The sequence below is a fragment of the Planctomicrobium aquicomposti genome (genome assembly GCF_051466325.1).
Taxonomy (GTDB): domain Bacteria; phylum Planctomycetota; class Planctomycetia; order Planctomycetales; family Planctomycetaceae; genus Planctomicrobium.
In genome coordinates this window covers 3,625,915-3,647,235 of sequence record NZ_CP195792.1, presented here as the reverse complement: position 1 = coordinate 3,647,235, position 21,321 = coordinate 3,625,915, and the positions used below count along the sequence as shown (strand labels likewise).

Here is a 21,321-nt window from a genome sequence, read left to right as displayed (position 1 = left end):
GAGCACGCAGCGTCAGCGAGTGCTGCCGTTGTCACGCTTGACGTCCGGTAAACAGAACACGACGCGTGAGCGAGTGCTGCGGTTGCATTTATCACCGCGAGTGCTCCTCGATGATGCTCACCCCCACCGCTCATACGGTTCCGGCATGAGCGGTTCCCCCTGGCGGTGAAGTGTATACCGTACCGCCGCGGCGACCGAGGTCTCTTCCCAAAAATACCGGGTGCTGCCGTGTTCTGCCCAGACCGACTGATGCGGTTCGGCAAGACTCTGTTCGCGGAGTCGCCGAGTACAATAACTCTTGAAATCGACCAGCATTTTCTCGGGGCGAGACTCACCACTGACGACCACATGAAAATGGGTTGTGCGGACATGAACGGCATGGATCACCCATGTCCGGTGCGAGGCGACCTCGAGCAGTGTCTGCTGGACAATCCGGCGGATGGCTTCCGTCAGCAGAAACGGTCCATCGCGCATCAGCGAGCGGCTGTGCTGCAATTTCTGGGGATCGGCTTCCACGAAGGGGGTGCCGAACTCGCTATGGTGGAAATCGACTGAGGCGTGATGACTACCGTGCAAACAGGTCCCGTAGGTGCCGACCGTCAGAAAGTCTGCGAGCGGTACCGGCATGTCATCTCCGGGTAATGAACATCATCGCGCGACGAACGGGCTTGTTTTTAAGGTTCGCAACACTCGCTAACGCTTCGTGTTCAGACACCACGGTCACGCTTCGTGTTCAGAAAAACAGAGCACGACGCGTGAGTGAGTGCTTTTGCTACACCGTCACGATCGCCAGCACCACGCTCACTTCGCCGAGGTTGACCTGTTTTCCATCTGCCGGCGGTGCCTCGACATGTTGAATGCTGTTCGCGCGGGTCTCCTGCAGAATCGTCGATTCCCACGCGGCAACGGTCAGTTCCACCTCTTTCGCGGGAGACAGACCCGCAGGCCGCCACAGCACCTGAATCCGCTGGTTTTCCTGCAGATTGGCGTCTTTACGCAACTGTTGAACCTGGCGAATAAAGTCGCGGGCCATCCCCTCGTGAATCAGCTCAGGGGTCAGTCGGGTGGATAGCGCAATCTGGATTCCTCCCGCGTCGGCGCTCGCCCAGTCGCTCGCCTGCTGGACACTGACCAGAACATCATCCGGAGCGAGCAGCACGTTCTCGCCGCCGATGGTCACTTCCACCGACTGTCCAGCTCGCAGCGGTGCGAGAATCTGCGGGTCGATCTCACTCAGTTGCGTGCGAATCGCATTGAGCAGTTTGCCGTACTTCGGGCCGAGCGTTTTCAGATTCGGTTTGAAGGAATACGAAACCAGTTCATCGAGATGCTCAGCTCGGGTGATCTGCTTGACGTTCAGTTCGTCGGCGATGACATCACGGTAGTGCTCGAGTGCTTCTGCCTGACGGGGATCGTTGGCTGCGAATCGGAGTTCTGCTAACGGCTGACGAACTCGCTGTTCGGCAGCTTCGCGGAGGCGATGTCCCATCGTGACGAGCGTCTGGACCTGCTGGGTTTTCCAGTTGAGGTCGGCATCCAGCTTCTCAGCATCGACCGTGGGGTAACGGCAGAGATGGACTGATTGCGGAGCGTCAGGCGTGCCGTCGGCCACCAGATTCTGATACATCCGCTCTGTCAAAAACGGAATCGCCGGGGCCAGCAGCTTCGTCAGCGTGACCAGCACTTCGTAAAGGGTCTGATAGGCCCCGAGCTTGTCGGCATCCCAGGCCACGCTGGCGGATGTTGCGTCTTCTGAGGGACTACGGGGCTTCCAGAACCGGCGGCGGTTCCGGCGGATGTACCAGTTCGACAGGTCGTCGATAAACTCCGTCGCCGCCTGCATGAAGTCCGCCACACGGTATGCTTCCAGGCTGGTATGGGCGATGCCGATCAGCTCCTGCAAACGAGAGAGAACCCAGCGGTCGATTTCCGGTCGGTTTGCGAGCGGCACCTGAGGCAGGTTCGGATCGAACTGGTCCAGGACCGCATAATTCACGAAGAAGGCGTAGCTGTTCCAGAGAGGAATCAGCACCTGTCGACGCACATCATCCGCCGGTTTGCTGGTCACCTTGCACGTCGGCAGACCTTCCTTGGTTTGTGTGATCGGACCGTCAATCGTCTGCAGCGTGACTGGTTCGTTCCGGTAGCGCGTGCCGAATTTCAGATCGGTCGCGGGATTCTGCGCAAGGTACATCCAGCGGAGGGTATCGACTCCCAGTTGTTCGGCAGCCTCTTCAAACCAGATGGCGGTTCCGTCCGATTTGTGCATCGGCTTGCCGCTCTCGTCCATGACGAGGCGATGCCCCAGCAGGTTTTTGAACGGCTTCTTCTCCTCGGCGTTTTCCGTTTCGTCGTAGCGCATCATCGTCGCCAGCGACAGCATCGAATAGAACCAGTTGCGGAACTGTCCCGGGAAGCATTCGGTGACGAAGTCGGCCGGATACCAGTCCTTCCAGTTCGTCAGTTCTGACGAATAGCGTCCGTTGTAGTTGAGCGTGGAGAATGGCACGATCCCCGCATCCAGCCAGGGATTGCCCACATCCTCAACTCGTGTGAGAATTTTGCCGGTCTTCTGACTTCGGATTTTGACCTTGTCGATCCACGGACGGTGGGGGGTGTGCCCTTCGAACTCATCCCAGCCTTCAACAGCGCGCTCTTTCAGCTCAGCGAGTGATCCCATGACCTCGAAGTCACTGGGGTTCTCGGGGTCAATCCAGATCGGCAGTGCGAGTCCCCAGAACCGCTTCTTCGAGATCATCCAGTCGCGCATCGTGGTGAGCCATTCGAGCTCACGCTCCTGCCCCTGAATGGAATCGGGAAGCCAGTTGATGCACTTGGTGACCTCTTTGATCTCATCACGCCAGTCCATGTTGATAAACCACTCATCGACCAGCCGGAAGACCAGCTCATCACCGGTCCGCCAGCAGTGCGGATAGATGTGCGGATACGTTTCGACCGAGACCAGCAGGTCTTTCTTTTTCAACTCTTCGAAGACCATCTCCGCCGTGGCGGGTGAAATCGCTTCTTTGCCCGTGAACGGGCCAAAGCCTTCCTGGTATGTTCCATCCTCGCGGAGCGGCGCAATCACCGGAAGCCCGAGCTCGACCCCCATCTTATGGTCGATGTCACCACAGCCGGGAGCAACGTGCACAATGCCCGTTCCTTCGCCTGCGACAACATTGGGCGAACCCTTGGAGTCGCGACCGCCGTCGATCACTCGGTGGGAGTCTTTTCCGCTGCGAACCGGGATGTCTGCGAGCTCGCTCTGCAGTTTTGTAAATACCTCGATCACAGCATCTGCCAATTTTTGGAAGTTCGTCGCTGGGACGGGCGATTTTCCTCCTGCAATCAACTGAATCTGTGTGCCATAGATTTCAATGTGCTTCCAAGAAGTGGAGTCAACAATCGGTACACCCAATTGCTTCAATGTGAATTTTAGTTCGCTAAGTTCGGCAGCCGGAATTGGGAGTCTGCAAACTCCCATACTAATTGCAATACTAATCAATTCTTGAAGAGCAACCAGAACCTGTTCAAGCTGTCTCATCGCTTCATCAGGAGCATAGCTCTCCTGTCGCGCCGATAGTTCGTTAAGTGTTAGGATGTGCGGAGTCAATGCGGACTCATTTCCGCGATTGGTGTATGGAGTGCCGGAATTGACCAAGCGTTTGATGCGCTCTTTGCTGTCAACTTCCCCGGGGTTGCCGCCGGGTACTTGTTGAGCATCAAGTTCGTCAAACGGTCCGGCGTAGCGCCAGCCGACCATCTCCGCTCCCTTGAGCGTCGCGAGTTCTTCGTAGCCCCCCTGCTCTTTGAAGATCTGGCCGATCGACTTCAGTTTGCCGACCCCTTCCGGCCAGCTCCACTCCGGGCGGCCGAAGCCTTCCTTGAATTCCTTTTCAAGCCGTTTGAAGTTGAGGTTGTCTTTGGCGAAGTAATAGATTGCGCCGTCCTTCTTGGCGCGGATCTTCAGATAGTCGAGATCGGGATTGATTGCGGCCGCCACGTTGGAGGTCAGTGTCCAGGGAGTGGTCGTCCAGATCAGCAGATACTCGCGGTCTGTCGCGCTGGGGCCCGAAGCAGCACTCGCTGATGCTTCGTGTTCGGAAGAATCGCGGATGATCGGGAACCGGACGAACACCGACTTGTGAGTTGTCAGCTTCCGTCCATCGGCCACTTCCATCTGGGAATACGCGCTTCCCCCCCGTCCGCTCCAGGGCATCACGTCGTGGCCGCGATAAACCTTGTTGCGTTCGAAACACTTCTTGAGAAACGACCAGATGGTTTCGTTGTTCTCGGTCGAGAACGTGAAATAGCTCCCTCCCCATTCCGGATTGCCGAGCTGCGCCGTCAACAGCTCGGCTGGACCCGTGACACGCGAGCCGCGTGCAGTGACGTATTCAACCGGCTTTTCTTCCGGACCGATGGCGTCGGCCAGAGTGCGGAGCTGGTCGGGATCGTCCCACTCCATCCAATAGCCGAGACGGATCGACTGCTCTGTCTGGCGTGCGGCATACTTCAGCACCCGTTTTTTGCACTCGCGGGTGAAGGTGTCGATGCCGAATTTCTCAATTGCCGATTTCGTGCCCAGGTTGAGCTGCTTCTCCACCTCGACTTCCACCCATAGCCCCTGGCAGTCAAATCCGTTCTGGTAACGGAGCTGACAGCCGAGCATGGCGTGGTAACGCTGATAAACGTCTTTGTAGGTCCGGCCCCACGCGTGGTGCACCCCCATCGGATTGTTGGCGGTGATCGGACCATCAAGAAACGACCAGCGGGGACCGTGGGAATTCTGCCGCTGCAGTTTGCGGAAGATGTCCTGCTCGCGCCAGAAGCGGAGCACTTCGTGTTCGCCGTCGAGAAACTGGGCCTGGTCGACTTTTTGAAACATGCTGCGAACTCAATTTCCGTGCAGAAGCGGAGAAACAGGTGCGTGGCGGTGGGCCGAGCCGGAGAACTTGATCCAGCTGTGACGCCCAAACGGCTGTCTGCCGACAGCTGCCCGGCGATCATCCGCGGGATTGCGCCGAGCGTCAAGCGGCCACTGTGGTTGATCGGTTTCCGGCGAAAAAAAACAGCCGACGTCAAGATGACTGACGTCGGCTAGCTGGAAACGGGCTGTACTGTGAGACGCCGCCGCGGGCGCTGAGGCTGCCGCAGGGGCATTTGCGGCAGAAACTTTCCTGGCAGTGTCCGAAGTTCGTCAACAGGACACGACTGCTGTTTCAGAACTCTTCTTCATCGTCGACGAATTCGCCGAAATCCTCGTCTTCATCGTCCTCGTCTTCGTCGTCATCCTCTTCGTCTTCGAGGTCTTCATCATCGAAGTCCTCATCGTCGAAGTCCTCATCATCGAGGTCTTCATCGTCCAGATCTTCATCGTCGAAGTCGTCGTCGAAGTCTTCATCATCGAAGTCGTCGACATCGTCTTCGTCGTCTTCCAGCTCTTCATCGTCGCCGAATTCTTCGGCATCGTCGTCGTCATCCTTGGCGGCAAAGAGGCCGGGGAGGAGGTACTCGTCTTCAGCTGTGGTCAGCTCTGAGTTCATTGCCGGGAAGGCTGTGATCGTCATGGTCATGATTCGAATGCCCCTTCTCTGGAAGCTCTGTCTATCGATTTCTGATCGCTGTTGGTGGTGTGCGTTCGATCCTTAAACCGCCGACCGTACAGCAGCGCTGGTCCCGGTGCAACGAGGAACATATCGCGGGTCGATATCTCATGGAGTTCGCAAAGTCAAGCGGCAATTGCAGGACTTTCTCTCCGGGAAGAATCATCATCTCGCTGCAGCGCAGTCTGAGCACTCGCCAAATCGCTGGATTTGACGTACTCCAATGTCGACGGAGCATCGTGCGGGCATGAGATCCCTTTTTTATTTTATGACCTGATTCCCGAAAAACTGACTGGCCGGTCGACCGCTCACCGGGGGCCCGGAGCAGGACCGCGGGTCGGATCCAACATTATCGGTTGATGCATTCCCTTCGGCGAAATGTGCAATCGCCGGACCGAACGGCAGAGCCTCCTCCCCTGTCGACAACCTGTTTCCGGAGTCGCGGGCTGAATTTTCGGAATCCTGCGACCGGAGATGTCCCGCGGCAGGCCTTCCACCAGCCCGCTGTCTTGCAGCCCCTGACGAGCGGCGGTAATGTCACCAGTATGAATACAAAAAAGCATAACCATCCTCAGGATGATGATTTCGAGTCGCTCGCCCAGGACCTGCTGGGGGTCGACCTGAACGCTGCAGACGAAGCGGATGAACCGCTGGACGTGGACGGTCTGGGGCTGGATGACCTCGGATTTGGCCCCGCGCTGGAAAAAGAAACCTCTTCGCTCGAGCCGAATGCCAATCCGGGACTCGCAGAACTCGATGTGGGCCGCCAGTCGGCCGCCGAGGATGATCCCCTCGCCTGGATTGTGAAAGCCGCCAAGTCCCCGGCTGCACCGGCCAGCCCGGCTCCCGTTGTGGACGACTGGGATGATGATTTCGGCGCCGGCATCGATTGCGATCTGGAAGCGGAAGAAGAACTCGAAGTGGTGGAAGTGACCGACGAGGTCGACGACTACGAAGACGAGTGCGACGACGCGGGCGATGACGCGGCAGCTGACGAAGAAGATGTTGAAGAATTGACCGCCCAGAATCCCGACGACGCTTTTTGGGATCCGCTGGAAGGATTTGAGGATTGGGCCGATAAATCAGGCGCTGTCAGCGCCCTCGAAGAGGGTCCGCCGACCGGCCGCGGAGGACGGGGCGGACCGCGCGGAGGACGCCGGAGCGATTCCGGTTCCGGCCGGGGCCGTGAGTCCTCGGGGCGTCGTTCGGATCGGGATCGTTCGAGTTCCCGTCGTGGCGAAGAGCGTCGAACGGAAGAGCGGAGCGACGTTCGACCGGTCGAACGGGGAAGTGCCCGCAGTGAAGTCCGGGAAGAAGAACCTTCCCAGGGGCGGGAGCAGCGGGGAGGACGTCGCTCTGAGGAATCCTCTCGTCGAGAAAGCCGCGAGGGGCGCTCCCGTCGCGAGGAGGCTCCTCGACGTGAAGAAGGATCACGCCGGGAAGAGTCGTCACGCCGGGAAGAAGGGAGCCGTCGCGAGGACGCATCTCGTCGCGACGAAGGACGCTCCCGCCGTCGCGGTGACGAGGCGACACGCGAAACCTCCGGTGACCGTGGTGAAGGTCGTTCTGGACAGTCCCGTCGATCAGCGGAGGACAAGCCGCAGCGTCGTGGTCATGCGGAGACGCCGGCAGCCGAGACATCCACTGGGGAAGGACGTTCCTCTCGAGGGCAACGGGAGGACCGGCCGCAGGAAGCAGCGGAGGCAGAGCGTCCAGCACGTCGACGCTCCCGTTCCGAGCGGGGTCGCCAGAAGCCCCCAGCTCCCCCGGTCGTCGAGGATGTGGATCTGCTCGAAGATCATGATGACTTCGGGGGAGGGGTGCTGGAATCCGCCGCTCGCCAACGGCCCGTGTCGAAAGCTCGTCGCAATGAACCTGACGATGAGTTCGGGGATGGACTTGACGAGGACTATGTCGAAGAAAGCCGACCGGCGCTTCCCGATGCGGATGACGATGACGGCTTCGGAGCCGGACTCGATCTCGATCCTCCTCAGCAGCGTCGGGAAAGCGAAGGGCGTCGCCGTCCGCCGCGTCAACGTCGCGCCCGCTCGGAAGCGCCTGCCCAGGAGCGGCAGTCGAGCCGACGGTCCGAACAGTCTGAAACACAGGATGCGGCCCCCGAACGGGAGTCGGCACCTCCGGTTCCGCGCGAGCGGTACGATGACATTCCGACATGGGAAGAAGCGATTGGACTGCTGGTCCGGAAGCAGCCTCGCTCCTCGTCACAACGGGGAGGCGGACGGGATGACCGTCGCGGCGGGGGACGTCGGGGTGGTGGAGGTGGCCGCGGTCGCAGCAACTAGCGCAGGCTGCTCCTTCCAGTGCCCGCACAGCGAGTGTTTCGTCAGATGAAATGCTGACTTCCGTGTGGCAAGGACGGGGCCATCCGAAGTCAAATTGCTTAAGCAGGTGACGCCGACCGATCCCTCGCTCTGTCGCCAATTGAATCTCAATCGCCCAACCTCGTCCTCCGGGGTTGGGCTTTTTCATTGGATGGCATGCTCAATTTTCGGGGAGGAAGCAGCGGTTGGAGGGGGATGCAGCTTCGCGAACCGGTGCCGATGACAACTTCGGGTTTGACGCGGGAGCGGCGAACGCTCAGGCCGGTTGCACGTTCCTGTGTCCAGCAGCATTGCGGCTGGATGAGAGAACGGACTCGGGGATCTGTGCGAACGGGAGGTTCAGGAGACTGAAGTACCCGAGGCGGATGAGGAATGAACGCCTCGCCGCTTCCGCCCTCCACGGGACAGCACCGGCAGCATCAACGCGATCACGATCACCGCCAGGCCGAGGATGCCCGGTGACAGGAACAGCCACCACGCGATCCCGAGGATCAACAGACTGACGCTCGGATGTCCGGACAACCGGTCACGAAATTGCGTGTAGGCTCCCCCATGTCGCAGTGCCAGCCATCCGGTCCCGATGACCAACATCAGGCCCACAGCGAGGCCCCACAGGCTGGGAAATTGTGGGAGCGGTTTGACCTGGGCTCCCCAGTTCTGCTGGGAAGGCGAGGACCAGTCGACGAGGAGTCCTCCGCGTGTGCTCTGCACGAGCTGTTCATTGAAGAAGTCCTGCTGATTGCTGTTGTGCCAGGCAGGGTCCTGTCCGGCAGCCAGCAGTTCACCGGCTTTCTGCCGCGAGCGTGTTGCGAGCTCTTCGGCTTTCTCCCGTAAGGCGGGGGGAATTGAATCGCGATGGCGAGTCAATAGCCGGTCCACTTCCTGCTGGCAGCCGATGATTTCGTGCAGGGCGTGGTGACGTTCCCCCTTGCCGGTTGGGAGTGTCAGCAGGTTCAGCAGCCCTTCCCAGCGCTGCAGCCAGACTTCCAGCGGCGACAGCGTTGCTCCCGCTTTGAGCTCAACCATCTGCGATGGCGACCGTGCGGCGCCTGCCAGCCGAACGTCTGGAAGAATTCCGTCGTACTCCAGCAGTGACAGTTCCGGGTTGGCCCGGGTGTCCCATTGCCAGTCCAGCAGGATCGGAGAATTGTGTGCTCCCGGGGGGAGCGTGATTTCCAGTTGGTTCTCGCTCTGGAAGTGAGGAATTGCCTGCCGTCCCGGATTTTCGACACGGGTGATGCGCAGCCCCTCGGGGATCTGTAGTGAGAGTCCTGTGCCGTCTTCCGCAGCGACCCAGACACGGCTTAAACCTCGAACCGTCCCATCTTCCAAAGGCCACAGAAATGTTTCTTCCAGCGGAATCCGCATCCGGCGTTGTCCGGCAGTGGACGACTTCAGAATCAGGTCCAGTCGGTTTTGTGCCTGCCGGGATTCGGACAGAAGCTGTGATTGCAGCTCAGTCCGCCACTCGCTCGACATCCAGCCCGGGGTTTCCACCGGCAGGCTCGACTCCGGCGGCAAGGTCCACGGCGAGCGCTGTTCCAGCAGAATCGTCTGCGAACCATGCTGCGCCGACAGCACCTGAACCAGCGGGATCTGGAGCTTGGCTGTCTCCCCCTGCTCCGCCGGATGGAGCAGCGCCTCCTGCAGTGTGTTGCTGAGCCGACATTGGAATGTGACCGTCGCCCCGGTCAGGAGCCGCTCCGGCAGCCGGATCGTGACGAGGTCACCCAGTGGAGACGATGTGAGTGTCGGCTTCAGCTCGGGAGGTCTGACGCCCGTCAGTTTCAACCCATTCGGGATCAGAAAGCGGGCCCGTCTCAACGGAATATCGGATACGGCCGACAGTCGAACCTGCTGCTGCAGGTCACAGGAACCTTTGTCGTTGGCGGTCAGGCGGACCACGGAGTCAGCGCGAAAGACTTCAGGCGGCGGAATCAGGCGGATGCGAACCGGTCGGAGGCTGTGGGTGCCGGGAAAGACCGCCAGCTGTCGTGATCCGGCGCTCTCGCGTGTCTCGGCTCCGTCGGTGGGCGAAACTTGTGTGGCGGCTCCCGAGGCTGTCTCCATCTCGACGTTCCAGAAGGTTTCGTCGACAAGGGCCAGCTGGGTTTCGACTCCCGCTGTGTTCTGAATCTCCAGGACCGGAATACTCTGCCACGATTCCAGACGGAGCGGCTTGTAGCCGTGGAACTGGTAGTTCCGTTCTCCCAGCTGGCCTCCCGCGACAAAGATGGTGAGCAGGTCCCCCTGGCGTGTGAAGCGGATCGGCCCCTCCTGCCCGCGGTCGGTGCAGGTCAGGGAGTTCAGAATCACGTCTGCAGGGAGCCGAAATTGATGTCGGAACGTCGGGACACGTGAGATCGTGGTTCGGACATTGGCGGTCCAACCCAGCGTTTCTTTCCGGATTGTGACGGTTTCGTTGATGACCGCGGTTCTGTCAGGCTGCAGTCGATTCCACTGGATGCTGACCGGCTGTGGTTCGGTCAGTTGAAAGGCGACAGCGGGTCGGGTGCGTCCCGCCTCAACGCGGGCGAGCCATTCTTCGGTGGTCAGTGGGACCGGCCCCGGGCCATTCAGCAGGCTGACGGATGACGCGGGCGGGACCGTGATGCCAATGGAATGCGGCATGTGAGGAGCATTCCAGAGTCGAAACGCGGGAATGGTAACCATTTCTGCTCCCGGTCGGGCAATTTCCGGAAGGTCGAAGGTGAATGTCGCCGTCCCGCCAGCGTGATCGGGGAAGGAGCGAATCGAGAGTTGGGTCTCGCCATTCGGCAGCCGCGACTCGACCCAGTCCTCGACAGCGGAGCCGGTGACGTTGCCCAACAGACAGCCTGCCGGCAGATAGACATCCAGTCGCCGCGGAAGAGGCTCTCCGGGGGCGCTGATGCGGGTCTGCCCTTTCAGCCGCAACGGAGAGACATCCAGCAGGGTGACGGCCTGCAGGCCATTCGGGAGAGAGCGCACGGTGTCGGGAGTCCGGCTGACGAGTCGCCCTGAAGAGCCCAGCTGCAACAGCCGGGCTCCCGTTGGTTCGCGGCGGCTCTGTCCCCAGCGTTCAAAGTCTTCGCTGGTGACTGCGTTGGGAATGAGCAAGGTTGTATCGAGAGCCCCCGGCACCTGTCCCGCCAGCGGACTCAGCTGTTCATCCCGTTCGGGAGGCAGGCTCCGGACGTTGAAGTCGAACTCAATCTGATGCGATTCCCAGTCCGCTCCATCCTGCAGGCTGAGTGGTGTTTCAATGCGGACGACAAACGCGTCTCCAGTCGAGAGCGGCAGCATCTCGGTGGGGGCCCCATCGACCAGGCATTGGGCCCCGGGAGGAAGCGTAATGTCGCGTGCGGGCAGGCGGACCAGTACCTCCGGGGTTCCCCCCTTCACCAGCACTTCGAGCGTCGCATGGACGGATGCAACAGGGAAGCGGCGACGCAGTTCATAACGGGCTGCGCGAATCAGTGAAGTGGGCGCCGCAGGCGAGGCCGGGAGACCTGCCGCAGCCTGGGATATCGGTTCCGGGGCGTCAGCGCGGGCCAGTGTGGCCAGACCGCCGATCAGCAGACCGGCGATCACCTGCCTGGCCGGAGCCGGTATTCGGGTTCGCGCGAGGAAATCGGTCCGTTGGATGAACCGTCTGGGCAGCAGGATTGAAATCAGGCTGCCGACAAACATTCCTCCCAGAATGGCGGACCAGACCGAGGGGAGAATTACCGCCGCCAGTGCAAGCAGCGCGAGCCAGACAGGAGTCAGGCGACGGACGTGATTCAGGTTGAACATGCGGGCAGCAGACCCGAGCAGCAGGCAGCCTAACAGGGCTCCCCAGGCATAGCCTCGATTGCGGGGCTCGTTCCACGCGACGAACTCGGCGGTCTGGGCGTTTCCCGGAACCTGCAAATGGTAGATGCGCTGCAAGGGCTGAGAAGCCGCGGCAGCGGTTTGCTGTCCGTCGAGCAGCACATGCCAGTCGCTGGCGGAAAGCGGATTGAAAAAGCCTTCCGTGGCACCGCGTCCGAGCGGACCGAAGAATCGTCGTGTCCAGTTTGTCGGCGGCGGGGCTCCCATGAGGGCTCCGGGCATGCCGAAGCTGACGAGATGGTTCTCCTCAGGCAGTTCAAGTTCCCAGTCGATCAGTTCATACGGCAGGCCGATTTGCGGCAGCGGAATGCGATTTTTGGAAGAGAGCAGCGACTGCTCCCCCTGAGTGATGTACGTGAGATGCAGATTGCTGATCTGCGTGACGTCCCCAGGCAGCCGGATCCGCACCCCTTCACGTGAGAAATTCACCGGCTCGCCGTTCACCAGCATGTTTGAAACCCGGCACCGGTCAGACAATTCCAGTTGCAAGAGACTGGTCGCTATTGGCGAGGGAAAGCGGATGGCGGCATGATGAACCCGCGCCGGATTCGTTGCCGGGCCGGCAGTGGTCCGCAGCCACAAGGTCGGCGGGGGATTGGGAGCGTTCAGGGGATTTCGGACCGGTTCCGTTTCGGCCAGGGAAGGCAACGTTGTCGAAGCGCCGCCGCGGCCATGCGTGGTGAGAATCTGGACGTCGAGCTGACGGGCAGGCTGTGGCGAAAGAGTCTGTACGGTCAGCAGCGGGCGGTTTTTGAAGTCCTGAATCCGTTCATTCACTTCTTTGATGCTGAGGAATCGGCGATCGAGCGGAATCTGGTCACTGAGGCGGCAGGTTTCACCGTCGCCCAGTTCCAGGTTGCGGTTTGTCGGAAGAAAACACTGACAGAGCAGGCTGGCCTCGGACGAGTCCTTGACCAGCGGGAGCAGTAAGGGGACCGCGGAGCTGTCCGTTAATGGCGGGCAGCGCATATAGAGTCGCAACTGCCGAGGGGATGTCGGAGTCAATGCATTCTGGAAAGAGACATGCAGCTCCTGCCCCTGCAGCGTCCACGAGGCAATACGCGATTCGTAGTCTCCCCCGGTGACAGTCACAAGGTCCCAGCCTGCGGGAAGCTGCAACGTAGTCTCGAGCCGGGCCCCGTTCTCCAGCTGGAGGCCGACCAGCGCCGCCGCCCAGCCTTCGGACGGAGTCAGCCCTAGCAGGCAATCGATTTGTGAGGACAACTCCGTTTCCGGAAAATTGATGTCGACGCTCACCTGCCCCCCCGGCTCGCGGGCTTCGAACTTCCAGATCTCGCCGAGTGCCTCATCGATACTGAGAGCCGTCTGGATCATTCCCAGCGGCTCCACCCGCCGCATTTGCAGAGGTGGCTCCACGCGGATGGAAAGAGCTCGTCGGGTCACCACCGCCGGGATCAAGCGGATGCGGGGCAACTGGTGCGGATCTCCCCAGGTCACCCCTTCAAACCCCCGCAGTCGCAGTGTGAAACGAGGTTCCAGCGAGATCCCCTCCAGCTGAACCAACACCTGCTCCGGATTGTCCTTCGACCGCTGCACTGGCAGCGACACACCGCCGATGCTCACCGACTGCACGTCGACCGCAGGAGGGACTTCGAGCGGCAGATGAGACGAATTGCCAAAGGTTCCATCCACGTTGAGATCGGCCTGCAGCACAATTCCGTCGCGCCGGGCGATCATCAAGGTTTCAATTTCATAGCGCGGCTGTGACACCGTCCGTTCGCGGGGGGAGATCTTCAGGATCACAGAGGAAGCCCGTCCCAGTTCGACCGTCCACTTCCGCATTCCCGATTCCGTGGAGCCCGATTCACGCACGAGCCCCTGACTTGAGCTTAGCTGCAGCTTCTGAGGAACCTCAAGATCCAGCCGGGAATTGAGTGCGGGTGGAAATGCGGCATCGAAGACCGCTGTCTCGCCGTACATCTCGCCATGCAGGCTCCAGTTCCCGACCATTCGCCCCTTCGGGCGGTCGATGACCGCCAGCAACCGCTGGTCGCCACTGACGCCCGCCACGACGGGCCCGTTGTTCCAGCGCACCTGCCCCAGAGTGATGCGTGCCGTGGACCAATCCAGAGTCGCCGCCATCGTGCCGGTGCGTTGGACATCGAATTCGAATGTGCCGGAAGTGAGGTCATCCCCCTGCAGGCGGGCAACGTACTTTGCGGACTCAATGACCGCCACGGAAGGAGCCGCTCCTGTTTCGGGAGCGGGACTCTGGGCGCTGACGATCTCTACGCCGCCGGAGTAGAGCCCAAGCAGGGTCAACAGCACCGGCAGCCAGAGGAAAGATGACGGCCGCCGAGAGAGGGGGCGCTGGCCAGGCAGGGTCTTCATGCGACGGTCCTCAATCGGGGCTTCGGTCCGATCGACCGGCGGCAACCGGCCGATACAGATGGGTGGAAGCACTGGGAGAGAGGAGGTCTTCATTGCTCGGCGGGAGTGGACGCTGGCGATCGAAACGGGATTGCGACAACTCACCGCTCCCCTTCCTGCGTGAGGAATCAATCATGGTCGCGGTGAACGCGAGAATGAGACCGACTGCAGCGGGTTGCAGCAGAAGCAGCATCGGCTCCAGGAACCAGAGGCTGGCGACCGCAAACAGAAACGCGATGCAGACGAGTGAGAACACGTTGCGGGTCATCGGCAGCTTCCAGAACACATAGCCGAGCAGCAGCGTAAACCCGGCCCCGATCAGCAGTAGCAGAGAGCGGTTCATCGACCGGAATGTCACCGGCGGCAAGGGCCCAAAGCCCCGAAAGGCGTAGAAGTCCGGGGACTCAAAACGGAATTCGGCAGGGACGCCGGCGCCGGTCGTCTGCAGCCGCTCGGCGAGGTAGCTCGCCGACGGTTCGCGCTGCCAGACCAGCAGGTGTCGCACCCACTGGAACTGGGGGACCAGATTCGGGTAGGTGAACAAGTGCTGGCCGTATGGGAGTTGCAGTTCCCAGACTGTTTCATCCACCCAGACATTGCGGGGGAATTCGGGGAAGCGAATGGTCCGGAACTGCGTCAGTCCGAACGAGGTCGTGGCTGGAGTGCGGTAGCGGACGGAGACCGTCGGATGCGCGCTGACCTGATCCGGAAGTGTTAATGTCAGCTCATCGTGGTCGGAAGTTCTGCGGGTCACCGCGCCTGAGTCCAGACGCATGCCATCGACGAGATACTCTTTGAATTCGGAGTTGTTCGGGAATTGGATCACCAGCCGGCTGGGAGGAGATTCCAGATAGAACTCCGTCCAGCACTCCATCGACCCATCCTGGTTGAAGAGCGTGCGGACGAGCATTCTGTCGACGACGTATTGCTGGGACGAATCGGCGACGCGCTGACCGACCGACAGTGGAATCGTTGTCAGCGGTTCCGAGAGCAACGGATTGATCCAGAGGGCTCCGCGGGGAGAGGTTCGCACCGCTTCCCAGCCGGTCCCTTCAGAGCGGACCTGTACTGTTTCAGACGGGCCAACCAGACATTGGGCCCGGGTATAGCGGAACTGGTCGAGATTGATCACCGGCAGATCGACCGGATTGGTTCCCCCGACGAGATCCTGCGGGAAGCTGTAATTGACGCGGATTTCAAAGTGACCCCGCATGGGGGTTGGGAAGGTCGCCTTCAGTAATCCGCCACTGGAGATCAGCGGCAACCGTGTATTCCCCAGCCAGACATCGAGACTTTCCGGTACCGCATAGGGCTGAATCAAGGAGGCCAGCTGGGGAGGAAGAACCAGATCGACACCATTCAGCCGACCGTACTTCACCTGCAGCTGGATGATCTGTTCGATGGACAGTTCCCGGTGGGTCGCTTCGTGAATCTCGACGGTCGTTGAGGCGAGAATTTCACGGGGATGAACGACCACCGTTGCGGTGATCGGTTCTCCGGGGGTGATCCGGTAGCGGATTCCGGGGAAGGCGGTCTCTCCACTGGCGGGAGTGTCGGCTGGCTCGGGGGTCTCCGAAGTCAGGACCGCCAGCGGATTCCCCTGCGGCGTGGACAACTGCACTTCCAGTGCATCGGCCGTCTGCAGCAGCAGCTGACCGGGACCGGTGCGGGAAGAAGTCGGTTGCGGCAGAGTGAAGGTAAAGTTCTCTGACAGCGATGCAGGTGCAGGCCGGCGGAAAACGGCCTGAATCGAGACATTCTGCGGCACGGGATTGGGCCACGACAGTCGAATCTGGTCCAGCTCGGAGGTCGTGTCGGCCTGCACGGGGCCGGTCAGATTGGTGCCTGTCGAGCTGGATGCGGAGGTCAGCCGCCAACCCTGCTGCTCCCAGTCGGGCCATTCGAGTCTCAGCTCGGTCGGCATCCCCTGGTCGATTCGCAGCGGACAGCGGACGGTCAGTTCGAGACCCTCCTCGCGGACCTGCAGGTCATACACCGGATCAACCGAGAAATAGGCTGCCAACGGCTGAACATCAAAGGCCAGACGGAATGGTTGTTTGAGATACTCGTAGGCGGTCAGCGGAGAACCAGCTCCCCAGTCCCGGACCTGATTGACACTGATCCGGTGAACGAGATCGGAGGCTTCCAAATCGGGAATCATCCGGGCATTTTCAAACTCGTCGATCCGGATCAGTCCCTCTTCGCGGATCGCTCCCTCCACCTGAAATCCATCCAGCAGCAGCGGACCTGTTGCGGTCGCGAGGTTCTTTTCCAGATCCCAGCGCAGCGTGATGCGACCTGCGTTGTCATTCACAATATGGACCCGGACCCAACCGGGCCGGTCCGGCAGCATTTCGTGGGTCCGATACTGATTGCCGAGAAGCCGTACAATCCGGAACTCCGAAGGGAGCCGGATCAGCAGCTGGTCGATCGCATTCTGCTGCAGCTCGATCGACTGCTCGACGATCAGGGACAGGTGTTCTGCCGAAGGACGCAGCTGCATGCGGGAGACGACCAGCGAGACAGTCTCTGCCCCCGCTGTGGGAGTCTGCCAGACAAATTCGAGTCGGCTTCCGAAGACACTCGCTTCGACCTCTGTGGTCCCGTTGTTCCTTTTGACATCCAGAACGGTCAGCGACTTGCCAGACCGCACCACCGCGTTGGCTTCGGGAATCCGGATCCGCAGTCGGGTTTCAAACTGCGGAGGCAACGGGGGGAGCGAAAGCTGGAATTGTCCTCCGGAGAGGTTCCGTCGCAGCGGAGTCCAGGCCGAGAGCTTCAGCTGATGTTTCCCGAGTCCGCGAAACATCCAGGTCATGCCGTCATCGAGCCCCCTTCCTGTAACGTCGGGAGCTTCTTCACCGGGACCGTTGTACTCCCGCTGCCAGACGTGTGCCTGTCCCAGACGGAGAGGGACATGGTGCCAGCCCTCCCCCCGATTAATGACCACCTCGACCGTAATGACCAGGTTGATTCGGTCAGCGGCGACCTGCGCATCCAGCAGGACTTGCGTGAGATGAAAATCCGGAATCTCCGCTGCCAGCGGGCTTCCTTTGAGATCCGTCGGGGATGATGGTGCCGACTGTGTGGAACGTACAGAATCGAGTGGCTGTGCGAAGCTGTCCTGTGCCGGCGAACCAAGCGAGACCAGCACCAGCAACACGAACGCCAGACCGCGGAAAGACTGTCCGACCGGCGCAATCCGCGAGACTTCCGCTCGCGAACCGAAAGAACGTGGCCGCAGCGGTTTAAATCTTTTACGAAACAGCGACGGCAGCTCACTGATCTGGCTGAACATACGAACTCGTGAGCACTACAAACGGGGGGCAATGTGTCGTAGCTCGATCATATGCCCGGCTCCGCCCTAAGGCCATCGGCTGCCTGCGAAATCGGAACGATTTTCCCAAGTCTCGCGGCTTCCTCAAAGTTCGGAATCTGCAGGTTCCACACGTCGGGCGGATCGTGCATGAACTCCTGAGCGGAGACGTCCCTCAGTTCCCATCGAAAACAAAAAAGCACGTCGCAAAACCTGCGACGTGCGTATTCGGGAAATCCGTGGAGATCCGCTCGGAATTACTTCTTCACGATCGAGAGTTCTGCCTGTTCTGCATCGCTGAGTGAGCGACGGGATTTGCTCCATCCGGCGAATTCGATGGCGGCAGCACCGCTCTGCTCGGCAACCGGTCGGCCCGATTCGGTCGGTTCTACGGCTTCCGGCTGTGGTTCACTCTGACGATAGCTGGGGAACTGGATCGGAGTTTCCTGCGACGGAACAGACTGCAGGCGGGTGGTTCCTTTTCCGGGCGGGTTGGTGGCCGTTGCCGGAGTCGGCTCCGAGGCGACAGCGCTGGTGGTTCCACCGAATCCGTAAGGATCGACGTAAGCCATCCGGGTCCGGGTGACAGCCACGCGTTTGGTGGTCTGGCGGGGTTCCATCACGGTCACGACACGGTCCACCATGATCGGCCGGGCAACAGCCACCTGAGTCTTGGTCGGGATAGCGACGACCTTGGGGACGCTGTAGGTCACCTGACGGGTGGTCGGGACCTGCACGACGCGCTGGACCGGGACATTCACGGTGTAGACGTTGGGGACGAATTCACGTCGGGCGACGTAGTTGGGAGTCAGGCTGTTCCGCATGGAATAGGTCAGGCGGTTCATTTCGCCCAGCAGTCCAGGACGGGAATCGTAGGCACACGGCGAGAGCTTCGTGACCGGCTGGTAATTGGTGCGCCAGAAGCTCTGGTTCACGGTCTGAGCCTGGCATTCCGTCACGGTCTGGCAGGTGTAGGAGGGGACCTCGACGGTGCGGGATTCGGTAATGGTTTCGTAGCGGACGGCGTCACGTTCTTCCATGACGGTCTGCATCTGCTGGACCTGCACGGTCTTCGAGACGGGAACCATCTCGACGTGGGCGACGTCTTCATAATGGGTTTCGGTAATGGGGCGCATGCAGGGAGCACAGGCACATGCGGACTGCACGATCGGCTGTACCATCACCGGTTGGGCACAGGTATTACAGGGGTCAAGTCCAGGAAACAGTTGCGCCTCTGCCTTGGCGGTCAGGCCACACGCGGTGGCCATGAGCGTAAGCCCCGTCAGGGCGCGGGTGCGTAATGCGAACATCTGAATGTTCCTGCTAAATGAGGACCGTAGAGGGAGGAGATATCCGATGGGAGTGGGAGAACGACCATCGAGAGAGGGTTGGGGTCGAAGGCCGTGTCGCGGGGCGGATTTTTAAAAGAATCCCGAAAAAGGGTCAAGATGAAGGGGACCATCTGCCGAGGGGGTTTGTAGCTTTTACACGGATTGCTGAAAGTGTTGAAGTCACGGAGATTTCCCTCAAGTTTCCTGCATCCGCCAATCGCTTCCCCCCCCCCTGGGACCGCGCCCCTGCAGGTTCATCGTGTGCGATTCAATCCTGCTCAGCCGCTGTCCGCTGAGAGACTGCCGCAGTGACTGTTTCAGGAGCACCAGCCGGGGCAGGTCTCTGCAAGAAATCGCGTCTCTGTAGAGATAAAGCTCCGTGTGGAAACCTGCTGATCAAAGCTGCTGCAGGACCAACTGCATTTAGAGATCATGCCTTTAGCGGTCAGAGGATTGAATCGTACAGGATGCGATTCGGACGGACGTTGCTACAGAACTTTATTTCAGTGCGAACCTCGTGGATTTCTGCGTTTCCGGTTGGACACCGCAATCCGTTGCCGGTTTAATCATGATGAGCACTTCGGGCTCTCCTTTGATCACTTCGAAAATGTCATCTCATCGTTACATAGATGCGGGACCCAGAGGCCCGTACTTCACTCAGGTCGGTTGGCTGTTGGTTGTTGTTGTAATGTTCCGCAGGGCGTGGTGTTGAAAAGTTCGGGGCGAGTGGTGCGGGTTCAATTTCAAATGATTCGTTTTCTTCCAGGCTGACCCTCTGCGGGCCACGGTTGGTTCGGAGTGCAGTCGTGTCGTTAAGTTTGCAGCGTCTGTCCACAAGGCATTTCAGGATCGCTAGGGCTGATCATGGCTGGTGCAACAAAGAAGAGACCGGGCAAAGGGCGTGATTCCGAGGGGCTGCAACTCAACGCCGGAACGGTCGGGGTCGGGATCGTGGCCCTTCTCCTGGTGGCGGTCATCGTTTCCAGATTTCAGGGGAGTAGTTCGACGGCGCTGGCCCCACCTCCTCCGCCCCCGCAGATGACCACCGTGGCGTCCGAGTCGCGTGAACCTGCGGGGAGTGAAATCTCGCAGCCGGTGCGGCTCCCCTCTCCTGCGGGAGGCTCGCTGATCTCGCAGGGAACACCGCCGATGGTTCCGAGCGATAGTCGACTGCTGCTCCGCAGAGGCGCTCCGGCAGAGACCCCGGAGAACACCTCTGCCCCTTCAGAAACTCCTCCACCGGCAGCGGACCAGACGATGGCGACCGCCTCGAGTGTCGCTCCGACATCCCCGTCCAAAGCCGACCAGCTTGCCGCCCGGGTTGAAGCGGAGATGGGAGCGCTGTCCGATCTCGACTTGCCCGATCTCGTGGAACGGGTTGAGAAAGCGGTTGTCCGAATCGATGTCAAGAATGACGTTGGTGAAGCGATCGGCAGTGGCTTCGTCGTTCGCAGCGACGGAGTGCTGGTGACGAATTACCACGTCATTGAAGGGGGTGAGAAGGCGACTGTGAAGTTCCAGAACGGCGACAGTTATCTTGTTGAAGGAGTTCTGGTGCTGCAGCCGGAAGTCGACCTGGCGGTGGTCAAGATTAACCCCGGTGACAAATTGCTCCCGGTGTTGCCGGTGGCCCCTGTCCTGCCGCGCAAGGGTGAAAAAGTGGCGACGTTCGGAGCCCCGAAAGGGCTCTCGTTTTCCACGTCAGAAGGGATTATCAGCGGCATCCGGAAAGCGGATGAGGTGCAGCATAAAGAAGGGACCGTGCTGCAGACGACGGCTGCCATCTCCGGCGGAAACAGTGGCGGACCTCTTACGAACATGCGGGGGGAAGTGGTCGGTATTAATACCTTCAAATGGCAGGTCGGTGAGAGTCTGAATTTTGCGATCTCCTGCCTCGATATCCAGAAGGCGGTTGATCTCAGCAAAACGGCCACGATGGTCGCGCTCAACGCAGAAAATGTCCCCAACAAGAGCGACTCCACGCTCGGTTCGGCTGTCGATCTGGTCGGTACGGAACGGGGACGGATGCTGCTGAGTCAGATTCGCGAATGCTGTGTCCTGAATTTTCCGGTCGCGGTCGATCCAACCCAGCGGGTCATGCGGTACGTGAATTCCCGCGCGGAACGGACTCTGGAACAGCGATTGAAGTGGAAAATCATTCGCCGCCGCAGAGATATCAATGTCTCCACAGCCATCATCTGCAACGTCATTGTCTTTGTCCCCACGATGACCGAAGATGCGAATATCCTCAGCGAGCTTTCGATCAAGACCATGATTTTCGTCGGCGACGTCGACAAGGACGGCAACCGCAGCCTGGCTAAAATCTGGGATGAGGAAGAAGTGATCGGGCGGGTGTCCTTGCAGGCAATGTCCGTAGGAACAATCACCCGACAGCTTGAGGAAGGGATCAACGCGTATCTGGCGCGGCTGGTGAATTCCTACCGGTCCGCGTCGCGAACATTTGGCAAGTAGGTACTGGC

At 60.2% G+C, this 21,321-nt stretch carries 8 protein-coding genes; 2 read left to right on the top strand and 6 right to left on the bottom strand.

Features of this window, described 5'->3' with window-relative positions; all coding sequences use genetic code 11:
• Positions 1-117 precede the first annotated feature (117 nt).
• The 3 genes from SH664x_RS14040 to SH664x_RS14030 form a co-directional block, all read right to left on the bottom strand.
• Positions 118-627, bottom strand: coding sequence for a hypothetical protein (locus tag SH664x_RS14040; protein ID WP_437201909.1), 510 nt, complete (start codon positions 625-627; stop codon positions 118-120).
• Between the two features lie 145 nt (positions 628-772).
• Positions 773-4,888: a class I tRNA ligase family protein gene (locus tag SH664x_RS14035; RefSeq protein WP_437201908.1), complete on the bottom strand. Its 4,116-nt coding sequence runs from the start codon at positions 4,886-4,888 to the stop codon at positions 773-775.
• Positions 4,889-5,222: 334 nt separating this feature from the next.
• Entirely contained in the window at positions 5,223-5,576 is a 354-nt protein-coding gene (locus SH664x_RS14030; protein ID WP_437201906.1) for a hypothetical protein, read from the bottom strand.
• Between the two features lie 575 nt (positions 5,577-6,151).
• Between SH664x_RS14030 and SH664x_RS14025 the strand changes: the two genes are divergently transcribed.
• The gene (locus SH664x_RS14025; RefSeq protein WP_437201905.1) at positions 6,152-7,909 is read left to right on the top strand and encodes a hypothetical protein; all 1,758 of its coding nucleotides are present in this window, start codon (positions 6,152-6,154) and stop codon (positions 7,907-7,909) included.
• A 378-nt stretch (positions 7,910-8,287) separates the two neighbouring features.
• Here the strand turns inward: SH664x_RS14025 and SH664x_RS14020 are convergent, their stop codons facing one another.
• From SH664x_RS14020 to SH664x_RS14010, 3 genes are all read right to left on the bottom strand, one after another.
• A complete protein-coding gene (locus tag SH664x_RS14020; protein ID WP_437201904.1) occupies positions 8,288-14,155 on the bottom strand; it encodes a hypothetical protein in 5,868 nt (1,955 codons plus the stop codon).
• 10 nt (positions 14,156-14,165) lie between these two features.
• Positions 14,166-17,492, bottom strand: coding sequence for a hypothetical protein (locus tag SH664x_RS14015; protein ID WP_437201903.1), 3,327 nt, complete (start codon positions 17,490-17,492; stop codon positions 14,166-14,168).
• A 275-nt stretch (positions 17,493-17,767) separates the two neighbouring features.
• The gene (locus tag SH664x_RS14010) at positions 17,768-18,820 is read right to left on the bottom strand and encodes a hypothetical protein (protein ID WP_437201902.1); all 1,053 of its coding nucleotides are present in this window, start codon (positions 18,818-18,820) and stop codon (positions 17,768-17,770) included.
• A gap of 885 nt (positions 18,821-19,705) precedes the next feature.
• On the opposite strand from SH664x_RS14010, the gene SH664x_RS14005 reads away from it, so the two are divergent.
• Positions 19,706-21,313, top strand: a complete 1,608-nt coding sequence (locus tag SH664x_RS14005) for a trypsin-like peptidase domain-containing protein (protein WP_437201901.1) — start codon at positions 19,706-19,708, stop codon at positions 21,311-21,313.
• Positions 21,314-21,321: the final 8 nt, after the last annotated feature.